The sequence below is a fragment of the Actinomycetospora corticicola genome (assembly GCF_013409505.1).
Taxonomy (GTDB): domain Bacteria; phylum Actinomycetota; class Actinomycetes; order Mycobacteriales; family Pseudonocardiaceae; genus Actinomycetospora; species Actinomycetospora corticicola.
In genome coordinates this window covers 5,581,001-5,606,763 of sequence record NZ_JACCBN010000001.1, presented here as the reverse complement: position 1 = coordinate 5,606,763, position 25,763 = coordinate 5,581,001, and the positions used below count along the sequence as shown (strand labels likewise).

Genomic DNA, 25,763 nt, shown 5'->3' with positions numbered 1-25,763 from the left:
GCGCGCGGCGTCAGCCGCCGGAGCTGAGCACCTCGGTGGCGGTCAGGGCCGCGAGGACGGTCTGCACGGTGGGGCTCACGAGCCGGACGATGTCCTGGTCGATCCCCGGGCGGACGAACCGGCCGGACGCGATCGCCCGGGACCGGTCGGCGGCGGTACCGACGTCGAGCGGGTGCAGCGCGCGCACCCGGCGCCCGTGGTGGAGGAGCACGACCACCATGGCGGTGTCCTCGTCGGGCTCGGCGCCGTCGAGCACCTGGCGGACGACGCTCCGGTCGTGGTGCAGCGCGTTCGTCTCGTGCACCCGCAGCGCGGAGCCGAACACCGGCATCGCGAGGTAGCCGAACACCCGGCGCGGCTCCCGGTGCGCGAGGCCGCGCTCGACGAGCCGGTCCATCGTGCGGCGGATCATCTGCGCGCCGCGGGGACCCGTCACCGCGTGCCCGAGGTCGCTCTTGTGCCCGCCCTGGCGCAGCAGGCCGTCGGCCACCCAGCACAGCAGCGGGTCGGTCGGCTCGACCGGACCGCGGCGGTAGGACGACCCGGCGTCGAGCAGGGAGGCGTCGAGCAGCAGCTCCACCATCGCGGCGGCGACGAGCAGCCCGGCCGGCTCGGTGAGGCTCGAGACCGGCCGTCCGTCCTCGTCCCCGAGCACCCACGCGATGCGCTCGGGCAGGGTCAGTTCCCGGGTGGGGGCCGACCATCGTTCGGAACGCACGGCGGACAGCGTAGGCACACGACCCGGGGGAACCTCACCCGGTCGGGCGTCGCGATCGACCGCTCGTCCTCACCGATCGTCGATCTTCGACCCGGTCGACCGGTCGTCGCACGGGGTCGACCACCCGTCTGCGCCGCACCGGCGACACGCCGACGTCAGAATCCGAGGGCCCGGACCGCCGCGGCGGCGGCCGCCGGGACCGCGGGGACGTTGCGCTCCTCGGCCGGATCGGCGGGCTCGGTGTAGACCGTGACGAGGACCGGTGGGCGCCCGCGAGGCCACGTCACCGCCACGTCGTTCACCTCGTTCCGGTCGCCGCTCCCGGTCTTGTCGCCGGTGCGCCACCCGGCCGGCAGGCCCGCGCGGATGCGCTGCCCGCCGGTGGTGTTGGCGACGAGCCAGTCGGTGAGCTGCCGGCGGCCGGACCCGTCCAGCCCGGTCCCGAGCGTGCAGGCCTGCAGCGTCGCCGCCATCTGCCGCGGGGTCGACGTGTCGAGCGTGCCCTGCCGGGCGTTGAGCTCCGGCTCGTACCGGTCGAGGCTCGTGACGCCGTCGCCGATCGTCCGGAGGTACGCCTCGACCGCCTCCGGCCCGCCCAGCCGGCGCAGCAGCAGGTTCTCCGCGGTGTTGTCCGAGACGGTGATCGCGGCGGCGCAGAGCTCGCCGATCGTGAGCGCGGTCGACCGCGAGGTGGTCGGCGAGTTCCGCACCAGGTCGGCCGGCGCGTAGCGCACGACCTCCTCGAGCGGCACCCGCCGCGCCAGGATCGCCGCGGCGGTCGGCATCTTCGAGGTCGAGCACAGCAGGAACCGTTCGTCGGCCCGGTGCCCGGCCGTCCGCCCGGTGGCGGTGTCGAGCGCGAACACGCCGAGGCGGCCACCGAAGCCCGCCTCGATCGCCGCGAAGGGATCGTTCCCGACGGCGGGGGTGGTCGGCTCGAGGGGCGCCGGGGCGGGAGCGGCGCAGCCGCCGAGGAGGGCGGCCGTGCCCGCGGCACCGAGGGCGAGGACCCGTCGTCGGGAGAGCGTCATGATCCGCAGCGAAGCAGGACGAACCGGATCCGTCGAAGTCCGTATCGCACGGACGACGATGCTGTCCGGCCTATCGTTGCTGCTCGTGGACCTCCTGCGGCACGTGACGTTCTTCGTGACGATCGCCGAGGAACGGCACTTCGGGCGGGCCGCGGACCGCCTCGGGATGACCCAGCCGCCGTTGTCGCAGGGGCTGCGCCGCCTGGAGTCGCACCTGGACGTGCGCCTGTTCGAGCGGAACGCCCGGGAGGTGGTGCTCACCCCGGCCGGGCGCGCGCTGCTCGGTCCCGCCGAGGCGTTCGTCGCGGCGGCCGGCGCCCTGCGACGCAGCGCGCTCGACCAGGCGGAGGCCGGCTCCACGGTCCGGCTCGGGGTGGTCGGCGTCCTGCGGCCCGACGTCGTCGCCGCCCTCGCCGCCGCCGTGCGGGAGGCCTCGGGCCGGGGCGTCGAGACCACGGTGGCCCCGACGGTCGAGCTGGCGGAGCGGCTCCTCGCGGGCCGGTGCGACCTCGCGGTGGTCCGCCATCCCGGGGTGCTGTCCGACCTGGCGGCCGGGCCCGTCGTCCGGCTCGCCACCCGCCTGCTCGTGCCGGCCGCCCGCGCGCCCGGAGGACAGCTGCGGTGGGCGGCGCTGCGCGACCTCCCCCTCGCGCTGCCGCCCCGGGCCCACCACCCCGCGGCGCACGACCAGCTGGTGGACGCCGTGTCGCGCCGCGGCGTCCGGCCGCGGGTGATCGCCGTCGAGGACGACCGCGCCGTCCTGGCCGCGGTGGCCGCCGACCGGGCCTTCACCGTCGGACCGCACGTCGCTCCGCGCGTGGCCGACATCGTGGCGCTCGACCCGGCGGACCCGATCCCGGTGCGGGTCCGTCCCGTGTGGCGCCCGGCGTCGCCGCCCGAGGAGGCCGTCCGGGACGCCGTCGTCGCCGTGCTGCGCGCGGAGGGCGGACGGCTCGCGGAGGGCGGGCGGCTCGCGGAGGACGGGCGACTCGCGGAGGACGGGCGACTCGCGGAGGACGTCGGATGAGCCTCGCGACGGAGGCCACCGCCGAGATCCGGGCGGTCCTCGCCGACGCCGGGGTCCGCGGCTGGGTGCACGCGCGGATGGTCGGCGACGGTGGCGCGGAGCTCGGGGTGCGACCCGACGAGCCGGTGACGATGGCCTCGGTCTTCAAGCTGCCGGTGCTGGTGGCGCTCGTGCGCGCCGTCGACGCCGGGGACCTGGACCCGCGCGCCACGGTGACCGTCGACCCGTCGTCGCGAACCCACGGTCCGACCGGACTGTCGGTGCTCTCGGACCCCGTCACGATGTCGCTGCGCGACCTGGCGACGTCCATGACCACCGTGTCGGACAACGCGGCGGCGGACGTCCTGCTGGACGTGCTCGGGCCGGCGCGGGTCCGTACGGCGATGGCCGAGCTCGGCCTCGCCCACACCCGCGTGGAACGGGCGGACGCGACGTTCGCCGCCCTGGCCGCCGAACTGGGGGTCCGCGATCCGACCGCAGCCGCGGCGCGGCTGGCCGATCCGGACGATCCCCCGCCACCGTCCGCCTACGACCCCGTCCTCGGCAGCGCGACGACGGCCCGGGACATGACCACGCTGCTCGCGGCGGTCTGGCGGGACACGGCGGCGTCACCGACCGGCTGCGCGTTCGTCCGTCGCCTCCTGGGCCTGCAGGTCTCGCGTGCCCGGATCGCCTCGGGCTTCCCGTTCGACGAGGTCCGCTGCTCGGGGAAGACCGGCACGCTCGGAGCGCTGCGCAACGAGGTCGGGGTGGTGGAGTTCCCCGGCGAGGCGCCCGTGGCGGTCGCGGTGTTCACGCTCGCCGCGCGTCCGGAGCGGGTGCTTCCCCGGGTGGACGCGGCGATCGGTGAGGTCGCCCGGCTCGCGGTCACCGCCCTCCGTCTGGGTGACTGAGCGCACAGGTGGAATCGGTTGTGCGCAATCGGGGTTGTCCCGCCATGAGCACCGCTGACAAGGCCACGGACCTCCAGGCGCTGCACGCCGCGCCGGAGCTGCTGCGCGTCGTGAACGTCTGGGACGCGATCACCGCCAAGGTCGTCTCCGACATCCCGGGCACGAAGGCCCTCGCGACCGCCAGCCACGGCATCGCGGCCTCCCGGGGCTACGAGGACGGGGAGAACATCCCCCGCGACGAGATGATCGCCGAGGTCGGCCTGATCGCCCGCCAGACCTCGCTGCCGGTCTCCGCCGACCTCGAGGCCGGCTACGGCGACCCGGGCGGCACGGTGGCGCGCGCGATCGGCGTCGGGATCGTCGGGGCGAACCTCGAGGACCAGATGAAGCCGCTGGCCGACGCCGTCAAGGCCGTCGAGGCCGCCGTCGCCGCGGCGCAGAAGGAGGGTGTGGACTTCGTCCTCAACGCCCGCACCGACGCCTTCCTCAAGGTGAGCGACCCGTCCGAGGCCCTCGAGGAGGCCATCGAGCGCGGCCGCGCCTACCTCGACGCCGGCGCCTCGAACTTCTTCGTGCCCGGCAAGCTCGACGAGTCGCAGTGGGGCGAGCTGGTCTCCGCCCTGGGTGAGCGCAAGGTCAACATGATCGGCATCCCCGGGTCGATCTCGCAGGAGGCGGCGCAGCGCATCGGCCTCGCCCGCATCTCCTTCGGCCCCTGGTCGCAGAACACGGCGCTCACCGCCCTCGCGGAGCTGGCCGAGCGCGCCTACGACGGCGGCGGGCTCGCCGAGGGCGTGCGCAAGCTGAACTGAGCGCCGGTCCGGTCCTTCTCCGCGTCCCCGCGGAGAAGGGCTGGCACCTCTCACGGTGTGAGGACCTAGCGTCCGTCGCGTGGACGAACGGACGTGGACGGTCGGCGAACTCGCGGCGGCGTCGGGCCTCTCGGTGCGGGTGCTGCGGCACTGGGACGAGGTCGGGATCGTGCGGCCCGGGCGGACGACGAGCGGGCACCGCCGCTACGGCGGCCCGGACATCACCCGGCTCTACCGAGCCCTCGCGCTGCGGCGCACCGGACTGGGCCTCGAGGCGATCGGCGCCGCCCTGGACGAGCGAAGTCCCGACGCGACGGCCGTGCTGCAGGACCACCTCGAGCGGCTCGAGACCGAGATCGAGCGGTCGGTCCGCCTGCGCGACCGGCTCCGGGCCGCACTCGACGGCGACGGCTCGGTCATGTCGGTGATCTCGGCGATGACCATGGTGGACGGCTACGTCCACGGCTACCGCGCCGAGGAGGGCGCCCGGCTCGCCGACCAGGCCGAGGCGCTCGAGGCCCTCCTCCACCGGGACACCGCCTTCCCCACCGGGAGCCACGTGCTCGAGGTCGGCTGCGGGGTGGGGGCCCAGACGACCGTCATCGCCCGCCGCAGTCCCGGTGCCCACATCACCGCGATCGACATCTCGGCCGATTCGCTCGCCCAGGCCCGACGGCGGGTCCGCGCGGCCGGTCTCGCCGCCGGCGTCACCTTCCGCCGCCTCGACGTCCACGACCTTCCCGACGACGGGCTCGGCCCGGTCGACCACGTCGTCGTCTGCTTCGTGCTCGAGCACCTGTCGGACCCGCTCGACGTGCTGCGCACCCTGCGGGCCGCCCTCCGCCCGGGCGGGACGATCACCGTGATCGAGGGCGACCACGCCAGCACCGACTTCACGCCCGACAGCGCCGCCGCCCGGACGGCGATCGACTGCCAGGTCGTCCTGCAACGTCAGGCCGGTGGCGACCCGATGATCGGCGGTCGGCTGGGCGAACTGCTCTCCGCGGCGGGCTTCGCCGACGTGACCACGTCGCCGCGCGAGGTCCGCGTCGACGACGCCGGCGCGGCCGACGCGTTCGTGCTGCGCACCTTCACCGCGATGATCGCCGGGGTCCGCGAACCCGCCGTCGCCGCCGGGCTCACCACGCCCGAGGCCTTCGACGCCGGGATCGCCGACCTGCGTCGCACGGCCGAGCCCGGCGGCACCTTCCGGTACACGTTCACCCGCGCCGGTGGCTGCGCTCCCTGAGCCAGAGACCCCCGCCCACGTGGCAGCGGAGCGTCGTTGCTGTCATCCAGTGACAGGTTCGCCGCATCGTCGCAGGTGGGAGCCTCGAAGCAGCCGTGATTGTCGGGGGTCGCTGCTAGCATGCGAACATGAGTTCGAACCGGGTGGTGGACGCGGTCAGCGCCGAGCTGACCGCGATCCACGCCCGCCTGGTCGAGCTCGCCTCGCTGCCCACCGAGCCCGCTCTTGGCGATCAGGGCGCCGGGTGCGTGGATCGGATCGCGGTCCTCGAACAGCTGCGCTCCACCGTCGCCGCCGCCCAGCACACCGCGATGGTCACCTTCGGCCGCGCCCAGGTCGAAGCACAGATCGCCCACATCCACGACGGCTCGCTGGACCCGGAGAAACTCGGCCGCGGTATCGCCGACCAGATCGCCCTCGCCGCGCACGTCTCCCCGCACGTCGCCGACCGACGCCTGTCCGTCGCGCGGGCGCTGGCGACCGACCTGCCCTGCACCCGGGCCGCGTTGGTGGCCGGGCGGATCAGCGAGTACCTCGCCGAGCAGATCGTGTCGCTGACCGAGCACCTCGACCCGGAACTCCGCGCTCTCGTGGACAAGCAGTGCGCCGAGGCCGGGCTCGAGGAGATGAGCCGCAAGCAAGCGGTAGCGGCGATCAAGAAGGTGGCCTACGAGGCCGACCCGGCCGGGTTCGTCGCCCGAGCGCGCACAGCGCGGAAGGATCGGCGGGTCACGCTGCGGCCGGCGCCGGACACCATGAGCGTGCTCTCCGGGCTGTTGCCGGTCGAACAGGGCGTCGCCTGCCTGGCCGCCCTGCGCAAGCACGCCGACTCGTTGATCGCCACCGGCGACACCGACGGCCGCAGCCGGGATCAGATCGTCGCCGACGCCTTGGTGGAGCGATTGACGGGACAGGCCCGCGCGGAGGATGTGAACGTCGAGGTCGGGATCGTCCTGCCCCTCGACACGCTCACCGACTTCCAGGACGCGGGCACCGGAGAGTTGGTCGGGCACGGGCCGCTCCCCGCCGGCATCGTCCGGGACATCCTCGGCTCGTCGAAGGGCCGGCGGTGGTGGCGGCGGCTGTTCGCCCACCCCGCCCACGGCGCCCTGATCGGCGGGGAGACCCAACGGCGCCTGTTCGACGGGTTCCTCACCAAGCTCATCACCTGGCGCGACCACGGCTGGTGCCGTGAGGCGTTCTGCGGCGCCCCGATCCGCCACCTCGACCACATCACGGGCTCCAAAGCCGGCGGCCCGACCAGTTTCGGGAACGGCCGCGGCGGCTGCGTGCGCCACAACCAGGACAAGGAACTGCCCGGCTGGCGTCACCGGGTCGTCCACGACGGGCTCGGCGACCACCCGCACACCGTCGAGACCACCACCCCGACCGGCCACACCTACACCAGCCGGGCCGGACCATGAGCCGCCCGACCGGTCAGCCCCCGAGCTCCGCGAGCGCCGCGTCCTGCACGGGGTCGGGCGCCCCGGAGCCGAGGAGGGACGCCCGCGCGACGGCCACGAGCTCGTCGTCGGTCAGTCCGACCCCACGCGCGAGTTCGTACTCGCGGCCGAGTCCGGTCCCGAACAGCAACGTGTCGTCGGCGTTCACCGAACACGGGACGCTCGCGCGGACCAGGGCGGCGAGCGGATGCAACGCGAGATCGGGCGTCACCCCGAGCGCGACGTTGGAGCTGATCCCGACGTCGAGCGTGATCTGCCGGTCCGCGAGTTCACGGACGAGGTCCGGGTCCTTGGGGAGGGCTCGCAGGTCCGCCGTCACCGCGGCTGGAGGAACTCGAGCCGGTTGCCGAACGGGTCGTGGGCGTAGAAGCGACGGAAGCCCGGGAAGTCGGTGTCCCACGTGACGTCCTGCCCGACGCGGCGCGCTGCCTCCTCGATGTCGTCCACGACCAGGCCGGGGTGGGCCTTGCGGGCGGGGGCGTACGGCTCCTCCACCCCGAGGTGCAGCTCCACGCCCCCGCCGCGGAACCACGCCCCGCCGCGGGCGGCGAGCACCGGCGGCTTCTCGACCTCACTCATCCCGAGCCGGTCGACGAAGAACGCCCGGGCCTCGTCCTCCCGCCCCGCCGGCATGGCGAGCTGCACGTGATGGATCTCCGTGAACACGCCGGTCAGTGTCGGCTCCGGGCGATCTCGAGGCCAGGTCCCTCGAGTCGGTCCAGCCCGGCCGGGCGGCCGTTCAGGGCCAGGAGCAGTCCCGACGCCGGGCCGCGCAGCTCGGGTCCCTCGCCCTCGGTCCACCCGCAGTCGGTCGCCACGAGTCGCAGGCCCGCGAACCGCTTCGCGGCGCCGACGAACGGCGCCGACCAGACGAACGGCAGGCACGGCGCCACGCGCTCGACCGGCGCGTCGACGGCGTGCCCGAGCGGGATCGCGATGTCCTGCCGGTGCACGAGCAGGTCGTTCAGCGGGTCGAGCGGCCCGGACAACCGCAGCCGCCGGTCGACGTGCGCCATCCCGCGCAGCTGCTCGATCAGCTCGGCGGGGGTGAACCGCGCCGCTCGGTTCCGCGCCTCGTCGGCGAACGCCCGGTCCACGTCCCCCCGGGCCCGCAGGGCCGCCCACACGAAGCGCGGGACGGTCGTCCGGGTGGAGAGCGTCAGGTGCGCCGCGACGTCCCGCACCGTCCACCCGGCACACAGCGACGGCGTCGCCCACTGCTCGTCGGTCAGGTCCTCGAGGTCGTCGGCCAGGGCGACCCGTTCGGCCGCCACGTCGTCGAGCATCGCCACACGCGTCATGCTGGTGGGACCGGACCCGGCGTCGGGAATCATCGGTCCCGTCGTCGGGAATCAGCCACAGCAGAAAGTTGTTGCTTCAAGCGTGAAGAAGATCGGGTTCCTCTCGTTCGGGCACTGGTCGCCGTCGTCGCACTCGATGGTGCGATCGGCGCGGGACTCCCTGCTGCAGTCGATCGACCTCGCGGTCGCCGCCGAGGAGCTCGGCGCCGACGGGGCCTACTTCCGGGTGCACCACTTCGCCCAGCAGCTCGCGTCGCCGTTCCCGCTGCTCGCGGCCGCCGGCGCGAAGACCAGCCGCATCGAGCTGGGCACCGGGATCATCGACATGCGCTACGAGAACCCGCTCTACATGGCGGAGGACGCCGGCGCGGCCGACCTCATCTCCGGCGGCCGACTGCAGCTCGGCATCAGCCGCGGCTCCCCCGAGCAGGTCATCGACGGGTGGCGCTATTTCGGCTACGCGCCCGCCGAGGGGCAGTCCGACGCGGACATGGCCCGCGAGCACACGCGCATCTTCCTCGACGCCCTGAAGGGCGAGGGCTTCGCGCAGCCCAATCCGCGGCCGATGTTCGCCAACCCGCCCGGGCTGCTGCGGATCGAGCCGTACGCCGAGGGCCTGCGCGAGCGCATCTGGTGGGGCGCCGGCAGTCGCGCGACCGCCGAGTGGGCCGGCGAGCAGGGGATGAACCTCATGAGCTCGACGCTGCTCACCGAGGACACCGGCGTGCCGTTCCACCGCCTGCAGGCCGAGCAGATCCAGCGCTTCCGCGACGCGTGGGACGCCGCCGGCCACGAGGGCGAGCCCCGGGTCTCGGTCAGCCGCAGCGTCTTCCCGATCGTCTCCGAGATCGACAAGCAGCTGTTCTGGCGCGAGCGCCACTCGACCGACCAGGTCGGCCACCTCGACGGCGGCAACGCCCGCTTCGGCAAGACCTACGCCGGGGAGCCCGACAAGCTGATCGCCGAGCTCGCCGAGGACGAGGCGATCGCCGCCGCGGACACCCTGCTGCTCACCGTGCCGAACCAGCTCGGCGTGGACTACAACGCCCACGTCATCGAGAGCGTGCTCACCCACCTCGCTCCCGAGCTCGGCTGGCGCTGATCCTTCCCGACGACGGGGCCGGGTCCGGCTCCGTCGTCGGGTGTCGTCAGGCGCGGGGAGTCGGGACCTCGCCGGCCTGCACCCCGATCACGCGGCACGGGCGGTTCATCGCCGTCAGCGCGTTCTCCAGCACCCGGCCCACCTCGGCGACCGCCTCCCGCGCGTCCGTGGCCTTCGTGGTGCCCGTGACCTCCAGGACGCCCGACGGGACCGTCGGGACGCCGCCGATCTCGGTGAGCCGCTCGTAGAGATCGGCGAGCCCGTCGTCGTCGAGGCGGGTCAGGTCGGTCATCAGGAGGACCCGGTACTTGTCCATGTCGGCAGTGTTCCCGATCACAGGGTCAGGAGACCAGCGGAGCCCTGTCCGCCACGCCGACGTACTCGGGGAGCTCCACCCCGTTGATCGCGCGCTCGACCAACGCCATGAGCGCCTCCATGTCGGGTTCCGGGGGCGGCCCGGCGTCCGGATCGGGCGCCTGGAGGCTCTCGACGTGCATCCGGCCGATCTCCTGGTTCGCCTCGACGTACGGCCGCATCCGCTCCTCGTACCGGGCGAACCCGACCTCCGGGTCCCAGTCGGCCGCGGCGAGCTCCCCGGCCAGCAGGTAGGCGCCGACCAGGGCGATCCCGGTCCCCTGCCCGGACATCGGTGACGCGCTGCACGCCGCGTCGCCGAGCAGCCCGACGCGCCCGCTCGACCAGCGGTCCATGACCACCTGGGCGACCTGGTCGAGATAGAAGTCCGGGGTGTCGTCCAGGTGCGCGAGCAGGCGCGGCGTCTGCCAGCCCAGGTCCGCCGTCCGCTCCCGCAGCAGCCGCTTCTGCGCCTCGACGTCGCGGTGGTCGACGTCGAAGTCGGCCGCCGGGAACGAGAACATCGCCATCGCCCGGGTCGCGTCCCGGATGGGACGCAGGAGTGCGGAACGACCGGTCTCGCGCTCCTGGTACTCGAGGAGCCACCGGTCCAGCCCGAACTCGTTGGGCACGCTGTAGAAGGCCAGCACGAGGCCGAGGTGGTGGACGAACCGCTCGTGCGGGCCGAACACCGTCGAACGCACCGCCGAGTGCAGCCCGTCCGCCCCGATCACCAGGTCGAAGCGCCGCCGATCGCCGCCCGCGAAGGTGACGTCGACCCCGTCCGCGTCCTGGGTGAGCTCCGCGATCCGGTCGCCGAACACGTACTCGACGTCGTCGCGCGTGTCGTCGTACAGCACCCGCGACAGGTCCCCGCGCAGGATCTCGATCTCGGCGATGTACCCGTCGCCGCCGTGGTCCTCCGCCCGCTGGGTCTCCAGCACCGTCCCGTCCGCGTCCACCGTGTGCACGCCGGCGGTGTCGGTCCGGGCCGCGCGCACCGCCGCGTCCAGCCCCATCCGACGGACGACCTCACGGGTCACCCCACGGGCGTCGACCGCCTGACCACCGCGGCGCAGGTCCGGGGCCCGCTCCACCACCGTGGCCTCGGCGCCCCGCCGCCGCAGCCAGTGGGCCAGCGCCGGCCCCGCGATGCTCGCCCCCGCCACCAACACCCTGGTCCCGCTCATCCGCGCCCCCTCGTCCCGGCTGGGGGCGGATGCTAGGCGAGGGGTCCGACAGCGACCCGCGACCCGTCGTCGGGAAGGCTCAGACGTTGAAGCGGAACTCGACGACGTCGCCGTCCTGCATCACGTACTCCTTGCCCTCCATGCGGACCTTGCCCGCGTTCTTGGCGGCGTTCATGGAGCCCGCGGCGACCAGGTCGTCGTAGGAGACGATCTCGGCCTTGATGAAGCCGCGCTGGAAGTCGGTGTGGATGACGCCGGCGGCCTCGGGCGCGGTGGCCCCGACCGGGATCGTCCAGGCGCGCGACTCCTTCGGACCCGCCGTCAGGTAGGTCTGCAGGCCCAGCGTGCGGAAGCCCGCACGGGCCAGGGCGTCGAGCCCCGGCTCGGTCTGGCCGATCGACTCGAGGAGCTCCGCGGCCGACTCGTCGTCGATCTCGAGCAGCTCCTGCTCGACCTTCGCGTCGAGGAACACGGCCTCGGCGGGCGCGACGAGCTCGGCGAGCTCCTTGCGCCGCGCGTCGTCGGTGAGCACGCCCTCGTCGGCGTTGAAGACGTAGAGGAACGGCTTGACGGTGAGCAGGTTCAGCTCGCGCAGCGCGGGCGAGTTCATCCCGGCGGAGAACAGGGTGCGGCCCTCGTTGAGGATCGTCGCCGCCTTCTGGACCTCCTCGAGCACCGCCCGCCGGTCCTTCTGCATCCGCGACTCCTTCTCGAGGCGCGGCACCGCCTTCTCGACGGTCTGCAGGTCGGCGAGGACGAGCTCCGTCGCGATCGTCTCGATGTCGGCGGCGGCGTCGACCCGGCCGTCGACGTGCACCACGTCGTCGTCGGTGAAAACCCGCACGACCTGGCAGATCGCGTCGGCCTCGCGGATGTTGGCGAGGAACTTGTTGCCCAGCCCCGCGCCCTCGGACGCACCCGCGACGATGCCGGCGATGTCGACGAAGCTCACCGTGGCCGGCACGACCTTCTCCGAGGAGAACATCGCGGACAGCCGGTCGAGCCGCGGGTCGCGCAGCGGGACGACACCGACGTTCGGCTCGATCGTGGCGAACGGGTAGTTCGCGGCGAGGACGTCGTTGTTGGTCAGGGCGTTGAACATCGTCGACTTGCCCACGTTGGGGAGGCCGACGATGCCGAGGGTCAAGCTCACGGGGGTCCAGTCTAGGGAAAGGTGGATCCGGGACGGTCGGGCGTGCGTCGGAGCGGGTGAAGGCCCTTTCCCGACGACGGATGCGGAGACTCCCGTGATCGGCTCACGTTCCACCCTCGACACCCCCTTCGGCCCGTTCACCACGGTCGTGGACGCCGACGGTGTCGTCCTCGCCGCCGGCTGGACCACCGAGCCCGAGGTGCGGCTCCTGCCCCTGATCCACGCCTCGCTGATGCCGGCGGAGGTCGTCGAACGCGACGACCTCGGGGCGGTCACGGCGGCCGTGCGGACCTGGCTGGCGGGCGATGCCGCGGCCGCCGCCACGGTGCCGGTCCGGCAGCACGGCGGGGTGTTCATGCAGGAGCTCTGGGCCCGGATGCGGGAGATCCCGGCCGGCTCGCCGGTCTCCTACGCCGAGCTCGCGACGCTGGCCGGCCGGCCCCTCGCCCCGCGCGGCGCCGGGCAGGCGTGCCAGACGAACGCGATCGGGCTCTTCGTGCCGGATCACCGCGTGCGGAAGGGCGACGGCTCGCTCGGCGGCTACCGGTGGGGCATCGAGGTGAAGGCGAAGCTGCTCGAGATGGAGGCGAACTGGCCGTGAGCAGCGGAGATCCGTGACTGTCGGACCCCTGTGCCAGCCTGCGCGGCATGACGATCACCGGCGTCCTGGTGGGCCTGCTCCTCGGGCTGCTCCTGGGCGCGCTCGGCGGGGCGCTGGTCGCCTCCCGGCTGGCCGTCGCCCGGCAGGAGGCGGCGATCGCGGAGGCCACCCGGCGGTCCGGGGCGGCGGCGTCCGCGGCCCGGGCCGAGCTCGAGGCCGAGCGGCGGTCCGGGGCGGCGGCGCGCGAGTCGTTCGCCGCGCTGTCCGCGGAGGCGCTCGCGGCGAACTCCGAGCAGTTCTCGGCGCTGGCCGATTCCCGGATGCGCGAGCGGGAGCGCGCCGTCTCCTCGCTGCTCGACCCCGTGGCGTCCACCCTGCAGCGGCTCGAGGGTCAGATGCGCAGCGCGGAGTCCGAGCGGGAGGCCGCGTTCGCGGGCCTGCGCGAGCAGGTCGGTGCGGTGGCGGCGTCGGCGAGGGGCGTCGCCGGGGAGACGCGGGCCCTGGCCACGGCGCTGCGCACGCCGCACGTGCGGGGGCGCTGGGGCGAGATGCAGCTGGAGCGGGTGGTGCACCTCGCGGGCATGGTCGAGCACTGCGACTTCACCCGGCAGTCGACGGCGGGGTCGGAGGGCACGGCGCAGCGCCCCGACATGGTCGTGCGGCTCGCGGGCGGCAAGCAGGTCGTGGTCGACGCCAAGGTCCCGTGCGCGGCCTACCTGGAGTCCCTCGAGGCTCCCGACGACGGGGCCCGGCGCGAGCGGGCGACCGCGCACGCCCGGCAGCTGCGGGCCCACGTCGACGGGTTGTCGGCCAAGGCCTACTGGCGCAGCTTCGACCCGACCCCGGAGTTCGTGGTGATGTTCGTGCCGGGCGAGGTGTTCCTGTCGGCGGCCCTCGAGGCCGACCCGGGGTTGCTGGAGCACGCGTTCGGCGCCGACGTGGTGGTCGCGACGCCGACGACCCTCATCGCCCTGCTCCGCACGGTGGGCTACGCGTGGCGCCAGGAGTCGCTCGCGCGCGACGCCGCCGAGATCCACGCGCTGGGCCGCGAGCTGCACGCCCGGCTCGGCACGCTCGGCGGACACCTCGGCAAGCTCGGCCGATCCCTGGACGCGGGGGTGCGGGCCTACAACGAGACGGTGGGGTCGCTGGAGTCGCGGGTGCTGGTCACGGCGCGGCGGTTCTCGGAGCTGGCGGTCACCCGGGGAGCGCTCGACGAGGTCGAGCAGGTCGACCGACGGACCCGGGTGCCGGGGGCGCCGGAGCTCACCGCCGACGTCGATCCGCCCACGGACGGGGTTCCCGACGGCGTTGCGGACGGAGGCGGGGTGCATCGGTTGACCGGATGAGCAGTCTCCCGATCGTTCGTGGTCGGCGGACCGGGGGTCGCCGTGGTACGGCCAGGGCGCGAGGGGGGCCGAAGGACGTCGGTGCGCCCGCTACCGTGATCGTGTGACCACGACGCGGGACGACGCTGCGACGTCGGCGAGTCCTGCCGAGGTGGGCGAGGCGTCCGCTTTCCCGGGGGTCCGGGGAATGCGCTGGTGGGCGGTCCTGCTGCTGGCCCTGGTCCTCACCGCCGGCGGGGTCGCGGTCGACGTCCTGCGCAGCGGGACGCTCGGGGTCGTCTTCCTCGCCGCCTACCCGGGCGGGTGCGTGCTGGCCGCCGTGCTCGCCCAGCGTCGCGACATCTTCGTGCCGATGGTGCAGCCCCCGCTGTTGCTGGCCGTCTCGGTGCCGGTGGCGATCGCGGCCACCGGGACGCTTCCGGCATCGGGCGGGATGGTGTCGACGGCCCTCGCCATCGGCGCCCCGCTCATCAACGGCTTTCCGGCCATGGCCGCGACCACGATCGTGTGCGCGCTGATCGGCTTCGTCCGCATGCGGGTCCAGCGGTGGCGGCCCGCGGAGGTCGAGGAGCGCCGTGAACCGACCCGCTCCGGGCCCGCAGGTGCTCCGGCGCGGGATCGGGAGCCCGCACGCCCCGCGCGACCGCGGGACGACCGGGCCCGGGACGACCGGCCGCGGAAGGACCGGCCGCGGGAGGACCGGCCGCGGGAGACCCGGAGCCGCGAGGACGAGGCGCGCGACGACCGGGCGCGCGAGCAGCTCGAGCGCGACCGCCGTGATCGCGACCGGCGCGAGCAGGACGAGCGGGAACGGCGGCGCGCGCAGGAGCGCGCCCGGGCCGAGCGGGACCGCGAAATGGCCGAGCGGGACCGCGAGAAGCGCGAGCGTCGGGAGCAGGAGCTCGCCGAACGGGAGCGTGCCCGCCGCGACCGTCCCGCGAAGAAGCGCCCGAAGAAGCGGGACGAGGACCACGCCGACGACCGGGGCCGTCCCGAGGGCGATCGCGAACGTCTGGCTCGGGCGGAGGTCCCGCCGGGTCCGACCCCGCGTCGCTCGCCGCTGAAGGGGGCCGGCCGGGACGAGGCGCCCGCGCGCGAGAAGGTCCCGCCGCCCCGGGACGTGCCGCCCCGCGACAAGCCCGTGCGCGACCAGCCCCCGACCCGGGACGCCCGGAGCCGCGAGGAGCGGATGCGCGAGGAGCGGCTGCGCGAGGAGCGCGGCGGGCCACGTCCGCCCGGGGTGCACCCGGTACGTGAGCGCCCGCCGGAGCGCCCGCCCCGCTGAGGTCGCCGCGGCGCGCGAGAGTCACATCAGGCAGGCCGGAGCACTCCGCAACCTGCACCACGTGAACCTCGCGGAACGGGGAGCCGACCGCCCGCGCGCGAGAGGCACATCAGGCAGGCCGGAGCACTCCCGAACCTGCCCTGTGTGAACCTCGCGGTATCAGGCGCCGAGCGGACCCTCAGCGCACCGCGTCGGGGCGCATGTCCCGCTTGAGCTCGCGCGGGAGCGAGAAGGTGAGCTTCTCGTTGGCGGTCGTGATCTCCTCGACCTCACCGAACCCACGGTCGGCGAGCCAGTGCAGCACCTCGCCGACGAGGATCTCCGGCACCGAGGCCCCGCTGGTGACGCCGACGGTCGACACCCCGTCCAACCACGACTCGTCGATCTCGCCGGCGTGGTCGACCAGATGCGAGTCCTTCGCCCCGGCCTGCAACGCCACCTCGACGAGGCGCACCGAGTTCGAGGAGTTCTGCGACCCGACGACGATGACCAGCTCGCACTGGGGCGCCATCGCCTTCACCGCGACCTGACGGTTCTGCGTGGCGTAGCAGATGTCGTCCGAGGGCGGGTCGGACAGCGCCGGGAACCGCTCGCGCAGCGCGGAGACGGTCTGCATCGTCTCGTCGACCGACAGGGTGGTCTGCGAGAGCCAGATCACCTTCTCCGGGTCGCGCACCTCGACCGAGGACACCGCCGCGGGGCCGTCGACGACCTGGATGTGCTCGGGGGCCTCCCCGGAGGTGCCCTCGACCTCCTCGTGGCCCTCGTGCCCGATCAGCAGGATGTCGTAGTCCTCGCGGGCGAACCGCTTCGCCTCCTGGTGGACCTTCGTCACCAGCGGGCAGGTGGCGTCGATCGTCTTCAGCTCGCGCTGCGCCGCCTCGGCGTGCACCGCCGGCGAGACCCCGTGCGCGGAGAACACGACGGTGGCGCCCTCGGGCACCTGCGCGGTGTCCTCGACGAACACGGCGCCACGCGCGGCGAGCGTGTTCACGACGTGGCGGTTGTGGACGATCTCCTTCCGCACGTACACCGGCGGCCCGTAGGTCTCGAGGGCCTTCTCCACGGCGACGACGGCACGGTCGACCCCCGCGCAGTAGCCGCGGGGCTTGGCCAGCAGCACCCGCGGCGTGGTGGTCGGAGGTCCCGAGGTGACGGACATGTCCCCGAGGGTACGGATTCACCGGCGGTGGATCACGGCGCGAACGGCCACGTGACCTGTGACCAGTGCCCCCGTGGCGATTCGCACACCACCGGGAGGTGCTGGCAGGCTGGTGTCATGAGTTCCCTCCCGTACCCGGTGCGCGTCGCCGCCGGCTTGGTCGTCACCGCGGTCGAGGAGGTCCAGGCCCTCCCGCGGACGATCGTCGGCCTGCCGATCACCGCCGTGAGCACCGTGCTGCAGCTGTCCATGCGGGCGCAGCAGGTCGTCACCGAGCTCGCCATCAAGGGCGACACCGCGCTCGAGGGCGGGCGCCCCGTCGAGGACGCGCCCTCGTGGGCCCGGTTCGACGACGACGTGGACACCGGCCGCGCCGTCAAGGCCCCGTCCCGCCCCTCGCTGGAGCAGGCCGCCACCAACGGCCACGCCCGGCCGCGCGGCGCCGGCGCACCCGCCGTCGGGATCGCGGAGGACACGCCGAGCGTCACGCCCGACGCGCTGCCCGGCTACGAGTCGATGACCATCGCGCAGCTGCGTGCCCGCCTGCGGACCCTCTCGGTCGACGACCTCACCGAGCTCCTGGCCTGGGAGTCCTCGCACGCCGACCGGCCGCCGTTCGTGACGATGCTGACCAACCGCATCGCCACGCTCACCGCGGAGCAGTGACCGGGCAGTGACCGAACCGGCCACGAGCGCCGACGCGCCGTGGCCGGTGCGCACGGTCGCGCTCAAGGTCTCGAAGTGGATCGACCGGCTCGGGCCGGTATGGGTCGAGGGCCAGCTCACGCAGCTCTCGGCGCGCACCGGCACGGCCTTCCTGACGCTGCGGGACCCCGCCGCGGACGTCTCGCTGTCGCTGACCGCGCCGACCCCGCTCGTCCGCGAGAAGGCCCTGACCGAGGGCCAGCGCGTGGTGGTCCACGGCAAGTTCTCGTTCTTCTTCGGCCGCGGCACGCTCTCGCTGCGGGTCGACGAGGTGCGCGCGGTCGGCGTCGGTGAGCTCCTCGCCCGCATCGAGCGGCTCCGCGCCCTCCTGGCCGCCGAGGGGCTGTTCGACGTCGCCCGCAAGCGGCGGCTCCCCCGCCTGCCGTCCTGCGTCGGGCTCATCACCGGCCGGGCGAGCGCGGCCGAGCACGACGTCGTCACGGTCGCGACGACGCGATGGCCGGCCGTGCACTTCCGCGTGGAGAACACCGCGACCCAGGGCGTCCAGGCGGTCCCCCAGATCCTCGACGCCCTCGAGGCGCTCGACCGCGACCCCGCCGTCGAGGTCATCGTCATCGCCCGCGGCGGCGGTAGCGTCGAGGACCTGCTGCCGTTCTCCGACGAGGCCCTCTGCCGCGGCATCGCCCGCTGCCGCACGCCCGTCGTCACGGCGATCGGGCACGAGCCGGACACCCCGCTGGTCGACCACGTCGCCGACGTCCGCGCCGCCACGCCCACCGACGCCGCGAAACGGATCGTGCCCGACCTCGCCGAGGAGACCGCCCACCTCGCCGCCCTGCGCACCCGCGCCCGCCGCGCCCTGCACGCCTGGGTCGACCGCGAGGACGCCCTGATCGCCCGGCTGCGGGCGCGGCCCGTCCTCGCGGACCCGCTGCGCGTCGTCGACGCCCGCGCCGGCGAGATCGCGGCCCTCACCGATCGTGCCCGCCGCACCGTGGACCGCGCGCTGCGGGAGCGGGAGGCCGACATCCGGCACCGCCGCGCGTCGTTGACGGCACTCGGGCCCGCCGCCACCCTCACCCGCGGCTACGCGATCGTGCAGCGTGGTGGCGACGTCGGCTCCCCGGTCCTGCGGGCCGCCGCCGACGCGCAGCCGGGCGACCTGCTGCGGGTCCGGCTGGCCGACGGCGCCGTGACCGCCCGGGTCGAGGCCGACGGATGACCGGCCGTCGCCGGTCAGCCGTGGCCCACCGCTGACACTGGACGTCAGGGACGGCACACGACCGGGAACGGCAACGGAACGGAGCACGCACCATGGCTGACGAGGAGCCCGGCTACGAACAGGCCCGCGACGAGCTCGCGCAGGTCGTGGCGAAGCTCGAGGCCGGCGGGTTGTCGCTGGAGGACTCGCTCGCGCTCTGGGAACGGGGCGAGGAGCTGGCCCGGGTGTGCGAACGGCACCTCGCGGGCGCCCGCGCGAAGGTCGACGCGGTGCTCCGGGAGGCGGAGTCGCAGGAGTAGGTGGGTGCGCCACACTGACGACCCATGAGCAGCCCGCCGGAGGAGGCCTGGGAGCGCGCGATCGCCGAGGCGCACGACGGCTACCACGACGAGACCCGGCTCCACCGCGATCCCGACGTGCTCGTCGAGGACGTCGTCTCCTGGCGGATGCTCTCGCCGCACCTGATGCGGGCGCTCGCGTTCCTCGTCGCGCCGACCGTGCTGCTGGTGATCTACCTGCTGCTGGACTACCTCGCGTCGACCTCCGGGCCGTCGATCACCGGGCGTCTCGTGATGAACGTGCTGCTCGCCGTGATCGTGGTGCTCTACCTCGCCGGGGTCGCGGCGTTCTTCGCGCCCGCGAAGGAACCGATCGCGGAGTACTCGCGGCTCCTGGAGAACCGGGCCGGGGCCGCCCGCGGCGCCTACGACTGGGTCACCCGCGCCGCCCGCGCCCGCCGCACCCCGGCCGAGGTCGCGCCGAGCACGGTCGCGGGCGTCCCGGTGCTGCTGTTCCGGCAGCGGGCGGAGCGCGCGATGCTGCTGGTCCAGCCCTACGGCCAGGACCTCTACGTCGGCTGGACGATGTGGCGGTCCCGCTCGACGGCCACGCTGCTCGCCCACTTCCTGCGCGACACCTTCGGCCGCTTCGCCCCGCTGCCCGTCTTCTCCGCGGAGCTGCGGGCCGCCTCGACCCGCGCCATGCGCGAGAGCGTCCACTCGCTCGCCCGCGAGGGGGTCGCGGCCGCCGCCTGGGCCGACCGGGCCGCCGACCGGGCCGCCGACCCTTCCCGACGACGGGTCGAGCAGCCGGGGCCGCCGGCCGCGGCCACCGGCGGGGCGAACCCGCCCACGGAGGCCGACCCGCCCCGGCGTCGGGAACGACCGCAGGAAGGGCTGCCGCGCTCCGCCCCCGCCGCCGACCCGACGGCGGACTGGGCGCAGCAGGAGGAGCGCGAGTACGTGACCCGCGACGACTCCGGCTGGGGCCCACCCCCGCGCTGACCCTCGAGGGCCAGCCGTGTGCCACCGCTGATACCGGACGTCAGCCGTGTGCCACCGCTGACGTGCTGCCTAGGGCGACCCGCGGGCCACGGTGATCAGCTGCACGAACCGGGCCGGGGTCGCGTCGCCGGTGACGAGCCAGCGCACGCCGCCGACGTCGCTCACCCAGATCGCCTCGCTGCGCAGCCCCCGGTAGGTCGCCCAGGTCAGCCCGTCGACGCTCACCGGCGCCCCGGCCTGTGGCTCGCCCTGCTCCGAGGCGACGAGGCCCTCGGCGGTGCCGTTCGACTGCACGAGGCGGACGAAGGTGTTGTCCGGGGTGAGCCAGCCGAGCCGGAACGCCCGGCCGCCCGCGACGTCCCGGATGTCGGTCGACTGCGGGATCCAGTCGGCCGGCATCGCGGGGCCGCGCACCGGGAACGGGAGGGTGGCCGCCGCCGACCGCGTCGCGTCGGCCACGTCGATGCGCTGCACCGATCCGCGGTCGACCGTGCCCGGCGAGGAGACCGAGCAGGCCCGCGTGAGTCCGGTGAGGGCCAGGACGATGACCGCGAGCACGATCGTGCCCAACGCGAACGGGCCGATGCCGCCGGTGCGGTCGGCCTTGGGCGAACTCATGGGCTCCATCGTTCCAGTGGCGCTCGACGCGGCGCCGGACGAGGCCCTGATCTGGGAGGATGGCGACCCCTCGCCAGCTGTAAGAAGGAGCGCACCCGGTGACCTCTCCCGCCCGCCGTCGTCCCGAGGCCCCGGACCGGAACCTGGCCCTCGAACTCGTCCGGGTCACGGAGGCGGCCGCGATGGCCGCCGGCCGCTTCGTCGGGCGCGGGGACAAGAACGGCGGCGACGGCGCGGCCGTCGACGCGATGCGCAAGCTCATCGGCTCGGTGACCATGCGCGGCGTCGTCGTCATCGGGGAGGGCGAGAAGGACGAGGCGCCGATGCTGTTCAACGGCGAGGAGGTCGGCAACGGGGAGGGCCCGGAGTGCGACGTCGCCGTGGACCCGGTCGACGGCACCACCCTGATGGCCAAGGGCATGCCGAACGCGCTCGCCGTGCTCGCCGTCGCCGAGCGCGGCGCGATGTTCGACCCGTCGGCCGTCTTCTACATGGAGAAGCTCGCGGTGGGGCCCGAGTACGCCGACGTCGTGGACATCACGCGGTCGGTCAAGGACAACCTGCGCGCGATCGCGAAGCGCAAGGGCGGCGGTGTCCGCGACGTCACGGTCTGCGTCCTCGACCGCCCCCGCCACGACCAGCTCGTCCAGGAGATCCGCGACGCCGGGGCCCGCATCCGCTTCATCTCCGACGGCGACGTCGCCGGGGCCATCGCCGCGGCCCGCAACGAGAGCGGCGTCGACATCCTGCTGGGCATCGGCGGGACGCCCGAGGGGATCATCGCCGCCTCCGCGATCACCTGCCTGGGCGGTTCCTTCCAGGGCCGGCTGTGGCCGAAGGACGACGAGGAGCGCGAGAAGGCGGTCGCCGCGGGGCACGACCTCGAGCGCGTCCTGCACACCGGGGACCTGGTCCGTGGGGAGAACATCTTCTTCTGCGCCACCGGGGTCACCGACGGCGACCTGCTGCGCGGCGTGCACTACCGCGCCGGCGGGGCCACGACGCAGTCGCTGGTGATGCGCTCGAAGTCCGGCACCGTGCGCCTCATCGACGGCTACCACCGCCTCTCGAAGCTGCGGGAGTACTCCAGCTTCGAGCTCGGGGACGACGACGAGGGCGTGCAGGAGTCCCCCTGGCAGTGAGCGGCACAATGACGACCATGAGCAGCAACGGCGCGCAGGAGTACCGGACCGAGCACGACACCATGGGCGAGGTCCAGGTACCGGCCCAGGCGCTCTACGCGGCGCAGACGCAGCGCGCGGTGGAGAACTTCCCGATCTCCGGCCGCCCGATCGAGCCGGCCCAGATCCGCGCCCTCGGCCTGGTCAAGGGCGCGTGCGCCCGGGTGAACAAGGACCTGGGGGTGCTCGACGCCGGGATCGCGGACGCCGTCGCGGCCGCCGCCGACGAGGTCGCCTCGGGCGCGCACGACGGCGAGTTCCCCATCGACGTGTTCCAGACCGGCTCGGGCACCAGCTCGAACATGAACGCCAACGAGGTCATCGCCACCCTCGCCTCGCGGGCGAGCGGCGAGAAGGTCCACCCGAACGACCACGTCAACGCCTCGCAGAGCTCGAACGACGTCTTCCCGACGACGATCCACCTCGCGGCCACCGAGGCCGTCGTCCGCGACACCATCCCGGGCCTCGACCACCTCGCCTCGGTGCTCAACCGCAAGGCGCAGGACTGGAAGCACGTGGTCAAGTCCGGCCGTACGCACCTCATGGACGCCGTGCCGATCACGCTCGGCCAGGAGGCCGGCGGCTGGGCCACGCAGTGCACCCACGGCGGCGAGCGGCTCCGCGCGACCCTCCCCCGCCTCGGCGAGCTGCCGATCGGCGGCACCGCGGTCGGCACCGGGATCAACACCCCGGAGGGCTTCGGCGGCAAGGTCGTCGAGCAGCTGCGCCAGTCCACCGGGATTCCCGAGCTCACCGAGGCCCGCGACCACATCGAGGCCCAGGGCGCCCGCGACGGCCTCGTCGAGGTCTCCGGCGCGCTGCGCACCGTCGCGGTGAGCCTGTACAAGATCGCCAACGACATCCGCTGGATGTCCTCGGGCCCGTCGACCGGGCTCGCCGAGATCCGCATCCCCGACCTGCAGCCGGGCAGCTCGATCATGCCGGGCAAGGTCAACCCGGTGATCTGCGAGGCCACGATGATGGTCTGCGCCCAGGTCATCGGGAACGACGCGACGGTCGCCTTCTCCGGCACCCAGGGCAACCTCGAGCTCAACGTCATGATGCCGGTGATGGCGCGCAACATCCTCGAGTCGGCCCGCCTGCTCGCGAACGCCGCCCGCCTGCTCGCCGACCGCGTCCTCGAGGGCACCGAGGCCGACGAGGAGGCCTGCCGCCGCTACGCCGAGTCGTCCTCGGCGATCGTCACGCCGCTCAACCGCCTCATCGGCTACGAGGAGGCGGCGAAGATCGCGAAGAAGGCGATGAAGGAGCGCAGGACGATCCGCGAGGTCATCGAGGCCGACGGCTACGTCCGCGACGGCAAGCTCACCCAGGAGCAGCTCGACACCGCGCTCGACGTGCTCGCCATGACGCGGGTGGACAGCTGACCGTGTTGTTCGCCCGGGTCGTCGCGACCTCCGCCGAGGTCGGGGCGACCCGGTCCCGCAAGGCCAAGACCGCCGCGCTCGCGGCGGTCCTGGCCGACGCGGCGCCCGGCGAGGTGGCGCCGGTGACGGCGTGGCTCGCCGGGTTCATGCGGCAGGGCCGCACCGGGATCGGCTGGCGGACGCTGTCCGGGGTCGAGGTCTCCCCGGCCGACGAGCCGTCGCTGTCCGTTCCCGACGTCGAGGCGGCGCTGGACCGCCTGGCGGCGCTCGCCGGGTCGGGGACCGGGGTGGGCGCCCGGCGGTCGGCGGAGCTGTCGGCGCTGCTCGGCGCCGCCACCGCCGACGAGGGCCGCTTCCTCGTCCGGCTGCTCGGCGGCGAACTGCGTCAGGGCGCGCTCGAGGGGCTCATGGTCGAGGCCGTGGCCGCCGCTGCGGAGGTGCCCGCCGACGTGGTGCGCCGGGCGTTCATGCTCTCCGGGCAGCTGCCCGAGACCGCGTGGACGGCGCTGGGCAGCGAGGACCCGGTGGCCGCCCTGGAGGCGGTCGGGCTCGAGGTGATGCGGCCGGTCCGTCCGATGCTCGCCTCCCCCGGCGACTCCCTCGAGGACACCCTGGCCGACCTGGGCAGCGAGATCGTCGTCGAGCACAAGCTCGACGGCGCCCGCATCCAGGTCCACCGCCGCGGCGACGAGGTGCGGGTCTGGTCGCGCACGCTGCACGAGATCACCGACGCCGTCCCGGAGATCGTCGCGCTCACCCGCGAACTGCCCGTGGACACCGTCGTGCTGGACGGCGAGACGCTCGCGGTCGCGGAGGACGGGCGGCCGCGGGCGTTCCAGGAGTCGATGAAGGGCCTGGGCAACGGGGCGATGCAGCCCTGGTACTTCGACTGCCTGCACCGTGACGGCCGGGACCTGGTCGACGAACCCCTGGAGACCCGTCGTCGGGAACTCGCGGAGATCGTCGGGGACCGGGTGATCCCGTCGGTGCTCCGCCCGACGCCGGAGCGGGCCGCCGAGGCGATCCGCGAGGCGCTGGCGGCGGGCCAGGAGGGCTCGATGGTCAAGGCCCTCGACTCGACCTACACCGCAGGCCGACGCGGGAAGGCCTGGCAGAAGATCAAGCCGTCGCACACCTTCGACCTCGTGGTCCTGGCGTGCGAGTGGGGGTCCGGACGGCGGCGGGGGTGGCTGTCGAACATCCACCTCGGCGCCCGTACCGACGACGGGTTCGTGATGGTCGGCAAGACCTTCAAGGGGATGACCGACGAGACCCTGCGCTGGCAGACCGAGACGTTTCCGCAGTACGAGACGTCGCGCGACGCGTCCACCGTGTACCTGCGGCCGGAGATCGTCGTGGAGATCGAGCTCGACGGGGTGCAGACGTCCACCCGCTACCCCGGTGGTGTCGCGCTGCGCTTCGCCCGGGTGGTCCGCTACCGCGACGACAAGCCGCTCGCCGAGACCGACACCCTCGACACACTTCGGGCGCTGCGCCGCTGATCGTCCCGACGACGGGGCATCCCCGATCCGTGCGCATGCTCACCACCGTCACCGCGTCGCCCTCGCACGCCCGGGCCGTCCTGCCGTTCGCCCGTGCGGTCGGCGCGGCCGGGCACGACGTGGTGGTGGCCTGTCCCCCGGACCTGGCGTCCGCGTTCGACGGCGCCCCGGTGACGGTGGCGCCGGTGCTGGTCCCGATGTCCGAGGCGGCGGCCCGGTTCGTCCCGCGCATCGAGGCCCTGGGGGACGACCCCGACCCGGCGGCCGTCGTGGCCCGCGTGTTCGCCGGCGAGCACCTCGTCGACGAGGTCCGGGCGCTGCGCGAGCTCGGCCCGGTCGACCTGGTGCTGCGCGACGGCGGGGAGTTCGCCGGGATGCTGCGGGCCGAGGAGCTGGGCGTGCCGCACCTGCCGGCGCCGTCCGGGGCCGCCCACGTCCTCGACCCGCTGCACGTCGGTCCGCTGCTGACGGCGTGCCGCACCGAGCTCGGGCTGCCGGCCCCGGCCGACGCGCACGCCCTCGCGCCGTACGGTCGGCTCGACTGCATGCCCGCGGCGTTCTCCTTCGCACCGTCGTGGCTGCCGGACGCCTTCGCCTACCGACAGGACGACGAGGTGGACCGCGACGGGCGGCGGCTGTCGGAGTGGGTCGCGGCGCTCCCGGCCGGGCGACGCCTCGTGGTCGCCTCGCTCGGGACGGCCCTGCCGATGATGGCGAGCTCCGGACGGTCGGCGCCGGGCGGTCCGCCCGTCGATCCGGCGGCCGGGCTGCGGGCGCTCGTGGCGGCGGCGAACGAGGTGGACGCGGAGGTGGTGGTGGCCACCGGCGGCCTGGCCTGCGAGGTCGAGCCCGCCCCGCACGTCCACCTGGAGCGGTGGGTCCCGCAGCCGCTGCTGCTGCAGGTCGCCGACGCGATGGTCACCCACGGCGGCTACAACACGGTGCGCGAGGCGGTCCGGCACGGGGTGCCGATGGTGGCGTTCCCGCAGTTCGGGGACCAGTTCGCGAGCGCGGGCCGGATCGCCGCCCTCGGCCTCGGGCGGCGGACGGACGGCTCCTCGCTCGCCGCCGACCTGACGGCGGTCCTCGACGACGGGTCGGTGCGCGACCGCGCCCGGGCCGCCCAGCGGGCCATGCTCGCCCTGCCGCCGGTGACCGCCTTCGTGGAGCGCACGGAGTCCCTCGTCCGAGCGTGACCGGCACGACCTGTGAT

Annotated in this window: 27 protein-coding genes; 17 read left to right on the top strand and 10 right to left on the bottom strand. The window is 74.2% G+C overall.

Translation table 11 applies throughout. The features are described 5' to 3' along the window. Positions 1-10 precede the first annotated feature (10 nt). On the bottom strand, positions 11-718 hold the full coding sequence (locus BJ983_RS27295; RefSeq protein WP_179796691.1) for a GPP34 family phosphoprotein: 708 nt from the start codon (positions 716-718) through the stop codon (positions 11-13). A 155-nt stretch (positions 719-873) separates the two neighbouring features. Next, a complete protein-coding gene (gene bla, locus BJ983_RS27290) occupies positions 874-1,749 on the bottom strand; it encodes a class A beta-lactamase (RefSeq protein WP_179796690.1) in 876 nt (291 codons plus the stop codon). A gap of 85 nt (positions 1,750-1,834) precedes the next feature. On the opposite strand from bla, the gene BJ983_RS27285 reads away from it, so the two are divergent. The 5 genes from BJ983_RS27285 to BJ983_RS27265 all read left to right on the top strand — a co-directional run bounded on the left by BJ983_RS27285 (position 1,835) and on the right by BJ983_RS27265 (position 7,154). Further along, positions 1,835-2,776: a LysR family transcriptional regulator gene (locus BJ983_RS27285; protein WP_179796689.1), complete on the top strand. Its 942-nt coding sequence runs from the start codon at positions 1,835-1,837 to the stop codon at positions 2,774-2,776. Then, positions 2,773-3,669, top strand: a complete 897-nt coding sequence (locus BJ983_RS27280) for a serine hydrolase (protein ID WP_179796688.1) — start codon at positions 2,773-2,775, stop codon at positions 3,667-3,669. The genes BJ983_RS27285 and BJ983_RS27280 overlap by 4 nt, the downstream gene beginning before the upstream one ends. A gap of 44 nt (positions 3,670-3,713) precedes the next feature. Continuing rightward, positions 3,714-4,481 (top strand): isocitrate lyase/PEP mutase family protein, encoded by a 768-nt coding sequence (locus BJ983_RS27275; RefSeq protein ID WP_179796687.1) that lies wholly within the window; start codon positions 3,714-3,716, stop codon positions 4,479-4,481. Positions 4,482-4,560: 79 nt separating this feature from the next. After that, on the top strand, positions 4,561-5,730 hold the full coding sequence (locus BJ983_RS27270; RefSeq protein ID WP_179796686.1) for a methyltransferase: 1,170 nt from the start codon (positions 4,561-4,563) through the stop codon (positions 5,728-5,730). A 128-nt stretch (positions 5,731-5,858) separates the two neighbouring features. Continuing rightward, positions 5,859-7,154 (top strand): DUF222 domain-containing protein, encoded by a 1,296-nt coding sequence (locus BJ983_RS27265; protein WP_218890498.1) that lies wholly within the window; start codon positions 5,859-5,861, stop codon positions 7,152-7,154. Between the two features lie 13 nt (positions 7,155-7,167). Here the strand turns inward: BJ983_RS27265 and BJ983_RS27260 are convergent, their stop codons facing one another. Genes BJ983_RS27260 through BJ983_RS27250 form a run of 3 tightly spaced genes read right to left on the bottom strand, consistent with a single transcriptional unit; the run spans position 7,168 to position 8,479 of the window. After that, complete coding sequence (locus BJ983_RS27260; RefSeq protein WP_179796685.1) at positions 7,168-7,512, bottom strand: amidohydrolase family protein; 345 nt, start codon at positions 7,510-7,512, stop codon at positions 7,168-7,170. After that, the gene (locus BJ983_RS27255) at positions 7,509-7,859 is read right to left on the bottom strand and encodes a VOC family protein (RefSeq protein WP_179796684.1); all 351 of its coding nucleotides are present in this window, start codon (positions 7,857-7,859) and stop codon (positions 7,509-7,511) included. The genes BJ983_RS27260 and BJ983_RS27255 overlap by 4 nt, the downstream gene beginning before the upstream one ends. A 5-nt stretch (positions 7,860-7,864) precedes the next feature. Beyond that, positions 7,865-8,479, bottom strand: a complete 615-nt coding sequence (locus tag BJ983_RS27250; RefSeq protein ID WP_246326629.1) for a maleylpyruvate isomerase family mycothiol-dependent enzyme — start codon at positions 8,477-8,479, stop codon at positions 7,865-7,867. Between the two features lie 97 nt (positions 8,480-8,576). On the opposite strand from BJ983_RS27250, the gene BJ983_RS27245 reads away from it, so the two are divergent. Then, on the top strand, positions 8,577-9,596 hold the full coding sequence (locus BJ983_RS27245; RefSeq protein ID WP_179796682.1) for an LLM class flavin-dependent oxidoreductase: 1,020 nt from the start codon (positions 8,577-8,579) through the stop codon (positions 9,594-9,596). A gap of 46 nt (positions 9,597-9,642) precedes the next feature. Here BJ983_RS27245 and BJ983_RS27240 read toward each other — a convergent pair whose 3' ends face one another. The 3 genes from BJ983_RS27240 to ychF form a co-directional block, all read right to left on the bottom strand. Then, on the bottom strand, positions 9,643-9,912 hold the full coding sequence (locus tag BJ983_RS27240) for a hypothetical protein (RefSeq protein WP_179796681.1): 270 nt from the start codon (positions 9,910-9,912) through the stop codon (positions 9,643-9,645). A gap of 25 nt (positions 9,913-9,937) precedes the next feature. After that, the gene (locus BJ983_RS27235) at positions 9,938-11,140 is read right to left on the bottom strand and encodes an FAD-dependent monooxygenase (protein WP_179796680.1); all 1,203 of its coding nucleotides are present in this window, start codon (positions 11,138-11,140) and stop codon (positions 9,938-9,940) included. 79 nt (positions 11,141-11,219) lie between these two features. Further along, the gene (gene ychF, locus BJ983_RS27230; protein WP_179796679.1) at positions 11,220-12,293 is read right to left on the bottom strand and encodes a redox-regulated ATPase YchF; all 1,074 of its coding nucleotides are present in this window, start codon (positions 12,291-12,293) and stop codon (positions 11,220-11,222) included. Between the two features lie 94 nt (positions 12,294-12,387). Between ychF and BJ983_RS27225 the strand changes: the two genes are divergently transcribed. From BJ983_RS27225 to BJ983_RS27215, 3 genes are all read left to right on the top strand, one after another. Continuing rightward, on the top strand, positions 12,388-12,894 hold the full coding sequence (locus BJ983_RS27225; protein WP_179796678.1) for a methylated-DNA--[protein]-cysteine S-methyltransferase: 507 nt from the start codon (positions 12,388-12,390) through the stop codon (positions 12,892-12,894). 47 nt (positions 12,895-12,941) lie between these two features. Next, on the top strand, positions 12,942-14,243 hold the full coding sequence (locus BJ983_RS27220; RefSeq protein WP_179796677.1) for a DNA recombination protein RmuC: 1,302 nt from the start codon (positions 12,942-12,944) through the stop codon (positions 14,241-14,243). A 103-nt stretch (positions 14,244-14,346) separates the two neighbouring features. Then, entirely contained in the window at positions 14,347-15,528 is a 1,182-nt protein-coding gene (locus tag BJ983_RS27215; protein WP_179796676.1) for a DUF6542 domain-containing protein, read from the top strand. 178 nt (positions 15,529-15,706) lie between these two features. On the opposite strand, the gene BJ983_RS27210 is transcribed toward BJ983_RS27215, so the two are convergent. Continuing rightward, positions 15,707-16,690, bottom strand: a complete 984-nt coding sequence (locus BJ983_RS27210) for a 4-hydroxy-3-methylbut-2-enyl diphosphate reductase (protein WP_179796675.1) — start codon at positions 16,688-16,690, stop codon at positions 15,707-15,709. Between the two features lie 117 nt (positions 16,691-16,807). Here BJ983_RS27210 and BJ983_RS27205 point away from each other — a divergent pair, with 117 nt between their 5' ends. The 4 genes from BJ983_RS27205 to BJ983_RS27190 all read left to right on the top strand — a co-directional run bounded on the left by BJ983_RS27205 (position 16,808) and on the right by BJ983_RS27190 (position 19,861). Next, the gene (locus BJ983_RS27205; protein ID WP_179796674.1) at positions 16,808-17,356 is read left to right on the top strand and encodes a lipid droplet-associated protein; all 549 of its coding nucleotides are present in this window, start codon (positions 16,808-16,810) and stop codon (positions 17,354-17,356) included. 7 nt (positions 17,357-17,363) lie between these two features. Then, entirely contained in the window at positions 17,364-18,578 is a 1,215-nt protein-coding gene (gene xseA, locus BJ983_RS27200) for an exodeoxyribonuclease VII large subunit (protein ID WP_179796673.1), read from the top strand. 92 nt (positions 18,579-18,670) lie between these two features. Continuing rightward, positions 18,671-18,877: an exodeoxyribonuclease VII small subunit gene (locus BJ983_RS27195; protein WP_179796672.1), complete on the top strand. Its 207-nt coding sequence runs from the start codon at positions 18,671-18,673 to the stop codon at positions 18,875-18,877. Between the two features lie 24 nt (positions 18,878-18,901). Beyond that, positions 18,902-19,861 (top strand): hypothetical protein, encoded by a 960-nt coding sequence (locus tag BJ983_RS27190; RefSeq protein ID WP_179796671.1) that lies wholly within the window; start codon positions 18,902-18,904, stop codon positions 19,859-19,861. Positions 19,862-19,930: 69 nt separating this feature from the next. Here the strand turns inward: BJ983_RS27190 and BJ983_RS27185 are convergent, their stop codons facing one another. Beyond that, complete coding sequence (locus tag BJ983_RS27185; protein WP_179796670.1) at positions 19,931-20,479, bottom strand: DUF4245 domain-containing protein; 549 nt, start codon at positions 20,477-20,479, stop codon at positions 19,931-19,933. A gap of 98 nt (positions 20,480-20,577) precedes the next feature. Here BJ983_RS27185 and glpX point away from each other — a divergent pair, with 98 nt between their 5' ends. The 4 genes from glpX to BJ983_RS27165 are packed head-to-tail and all read left to right on the top strand — an operon-like array spanning position 20,578 to position 25,746. Beyond that, on the top strand, positions 20,578-21,621 hold the full coding sequence (gene glpX, locus BJ983_RS27180; RefSeq protein WP_179796669.1) for a class II fructose-bisphosphatase: 1,044 nt from the start codon (positions 20,578-20,580) through the stop codon (positions 21,619-21,621). Positions 21,622-21,638: 17 nt separating this feature from the next. Beyond that, positions 21,639-23,048 (top strand): class II fumarate hydratase, encoded by a 1,410-nt coding sequence (locus BJ983_RS27175; RefSeq protein WP_179796668.1) that lies wholly within the window; start codon positions 21,639-21,641, stop codon positions 23,046-23,048. Between the two features lie 2 nt (positions 23,049-23,050). Next, entirely contained in the window at positions 23,051-24,550 is a 1,500-nt protein-coding gene (locus BJ983_RS27170; RefSeq protein ID WP_179796667.1) for an ATP-dependent DNA ligase, read from the top strand. 35 nt (positions 24,551-24,585) lie between these two features. Then, positions 24,586-25,746, top strand: a complete 1,161-nt coding sequence (locus BJ983_RS27165) for a glycosyltransferase (protein ID WP_179796666.1) — start codon at positions 24,586-24,588, stop codon at positions 25,744-25,746. Positions 25,747-25,763 lie beyond the last annotated feature (17 nt).

What these genes read in the sequence shown, in the direction of transcription:
- BJ983_RS27280 (WP_179796688.1), top strand. Translation starts at nt 2,773, where the DNA reads ATGAGCCTCGCGACGGAGGCCACCGCCGAGATCCGGGCGGTCCTCGCC.
- BJ983_RS27175 (WP_179796668.1), top strand. Translation starts at nt 21,639, where the DNA reads ATGAGCAGCAACGGCGCGCAGGAGTACCGGACCGAGCACGACACCATG.
- BJ983_RS27185 (WP_179796670.1), bottom strand. Translation starts at nt 20,479, where the DNA reads ATGAGTTCGCCCAAGGCCGACCGCACCGGCGGCATCGGCCCGTTCGCG.
- bla (WP_179796690.1), bottom strand. Translation starts at nt 1,749, where the DNA reads ATGACGCTCTCCCGACGACGGGTCCTCGCCCTCGGTGCCGCGGGCACG.
- BJ983_RS27240 (WP_179796681.1), bottom strand. Translation starts at nt 9,912, where the DNA reads ATGGACAAGTACCGGGTCCTCCTGATGACCGACCTGACCCGCCTCGAC.
- BJ983_RS27220 (WP_179796677.1), top strand. Translation starts at nt 12,942, where the DNA reads ATGACGATCACCGGCGTCCTGGTGGGCCTGCTCCTCGGGCTGCTCCTG.
- BJ983_RS27165 (WP_179796666.1), top strand. Translation starts at nt 24,586, where the DNA reads ATGCTCACCACCGTCACCGCGTCGCCCTCGCACGCCCGGGCCGTCCTG.
- BJ983_RS27275 (WP_179796687.1), top strand. Translation starts at nt 3,714, where the DNA reads ATGAGCACCGCTGACAAGGCCACGGACCTCCAGGCGCTGCACGCCGCG.
- BJ983_RS27190 (WP_179796671.1), top strand. Translation starts at nt 18,902, where the DNA reads ATGAGCAGCCCGCCGGAGGAGGCCTGGGAGCGCGCGATCGCCGAGGCG.
- BJ983_RS27210 (WP_179796675.1), bottom strand. Translation starts at nt 16,690, where the DNA reads ATGTCCGTCACCTCGGGACCTCCGACCACCACGCCGCGGGTGCTGCTG.
- BJ983_RS27235 (WP_179796680.1), bottom strand. Translation starts at nt 11,140, where the DNA reads ATGAGCGGGACCAGGGTGTTGGTGGCGGGGGCGAGCATCGCGGGGCCG.
- BJ983_RS27265 (WP_218890498.1), top strand. Translation starts at nt 5,859, where the DNA reads ATGAGTTCGAACCGGGTGGTGGACGCGGTCAGCGCCGAGCTGACCGCG.
- BJ983_RS27195 (WP_179796672.1), top strand. Translation starts at nt 18,671, where the DNA reads ATGGCTGACGAGGAGCCCGGCTACGAACAGGCCCGCGACGAGCTCGCG.
- BJ983_RS27250 (WP_246326629.1), bottom strand. Translation starts at nt 8,479, where the DNA reads ATGCTCGACGACGTGGCGGCCGAACGGGTCGCCCTGGCCGACGACCTC.
- BJ983_RS27205 (WP_179796674.1), top strand. Translation starts at nt 16,808, where the DNA reads ATGAGTTCCCTCCCGTACCCGGTGCGCGTCGCCGCCGGCTTGGTCGTC.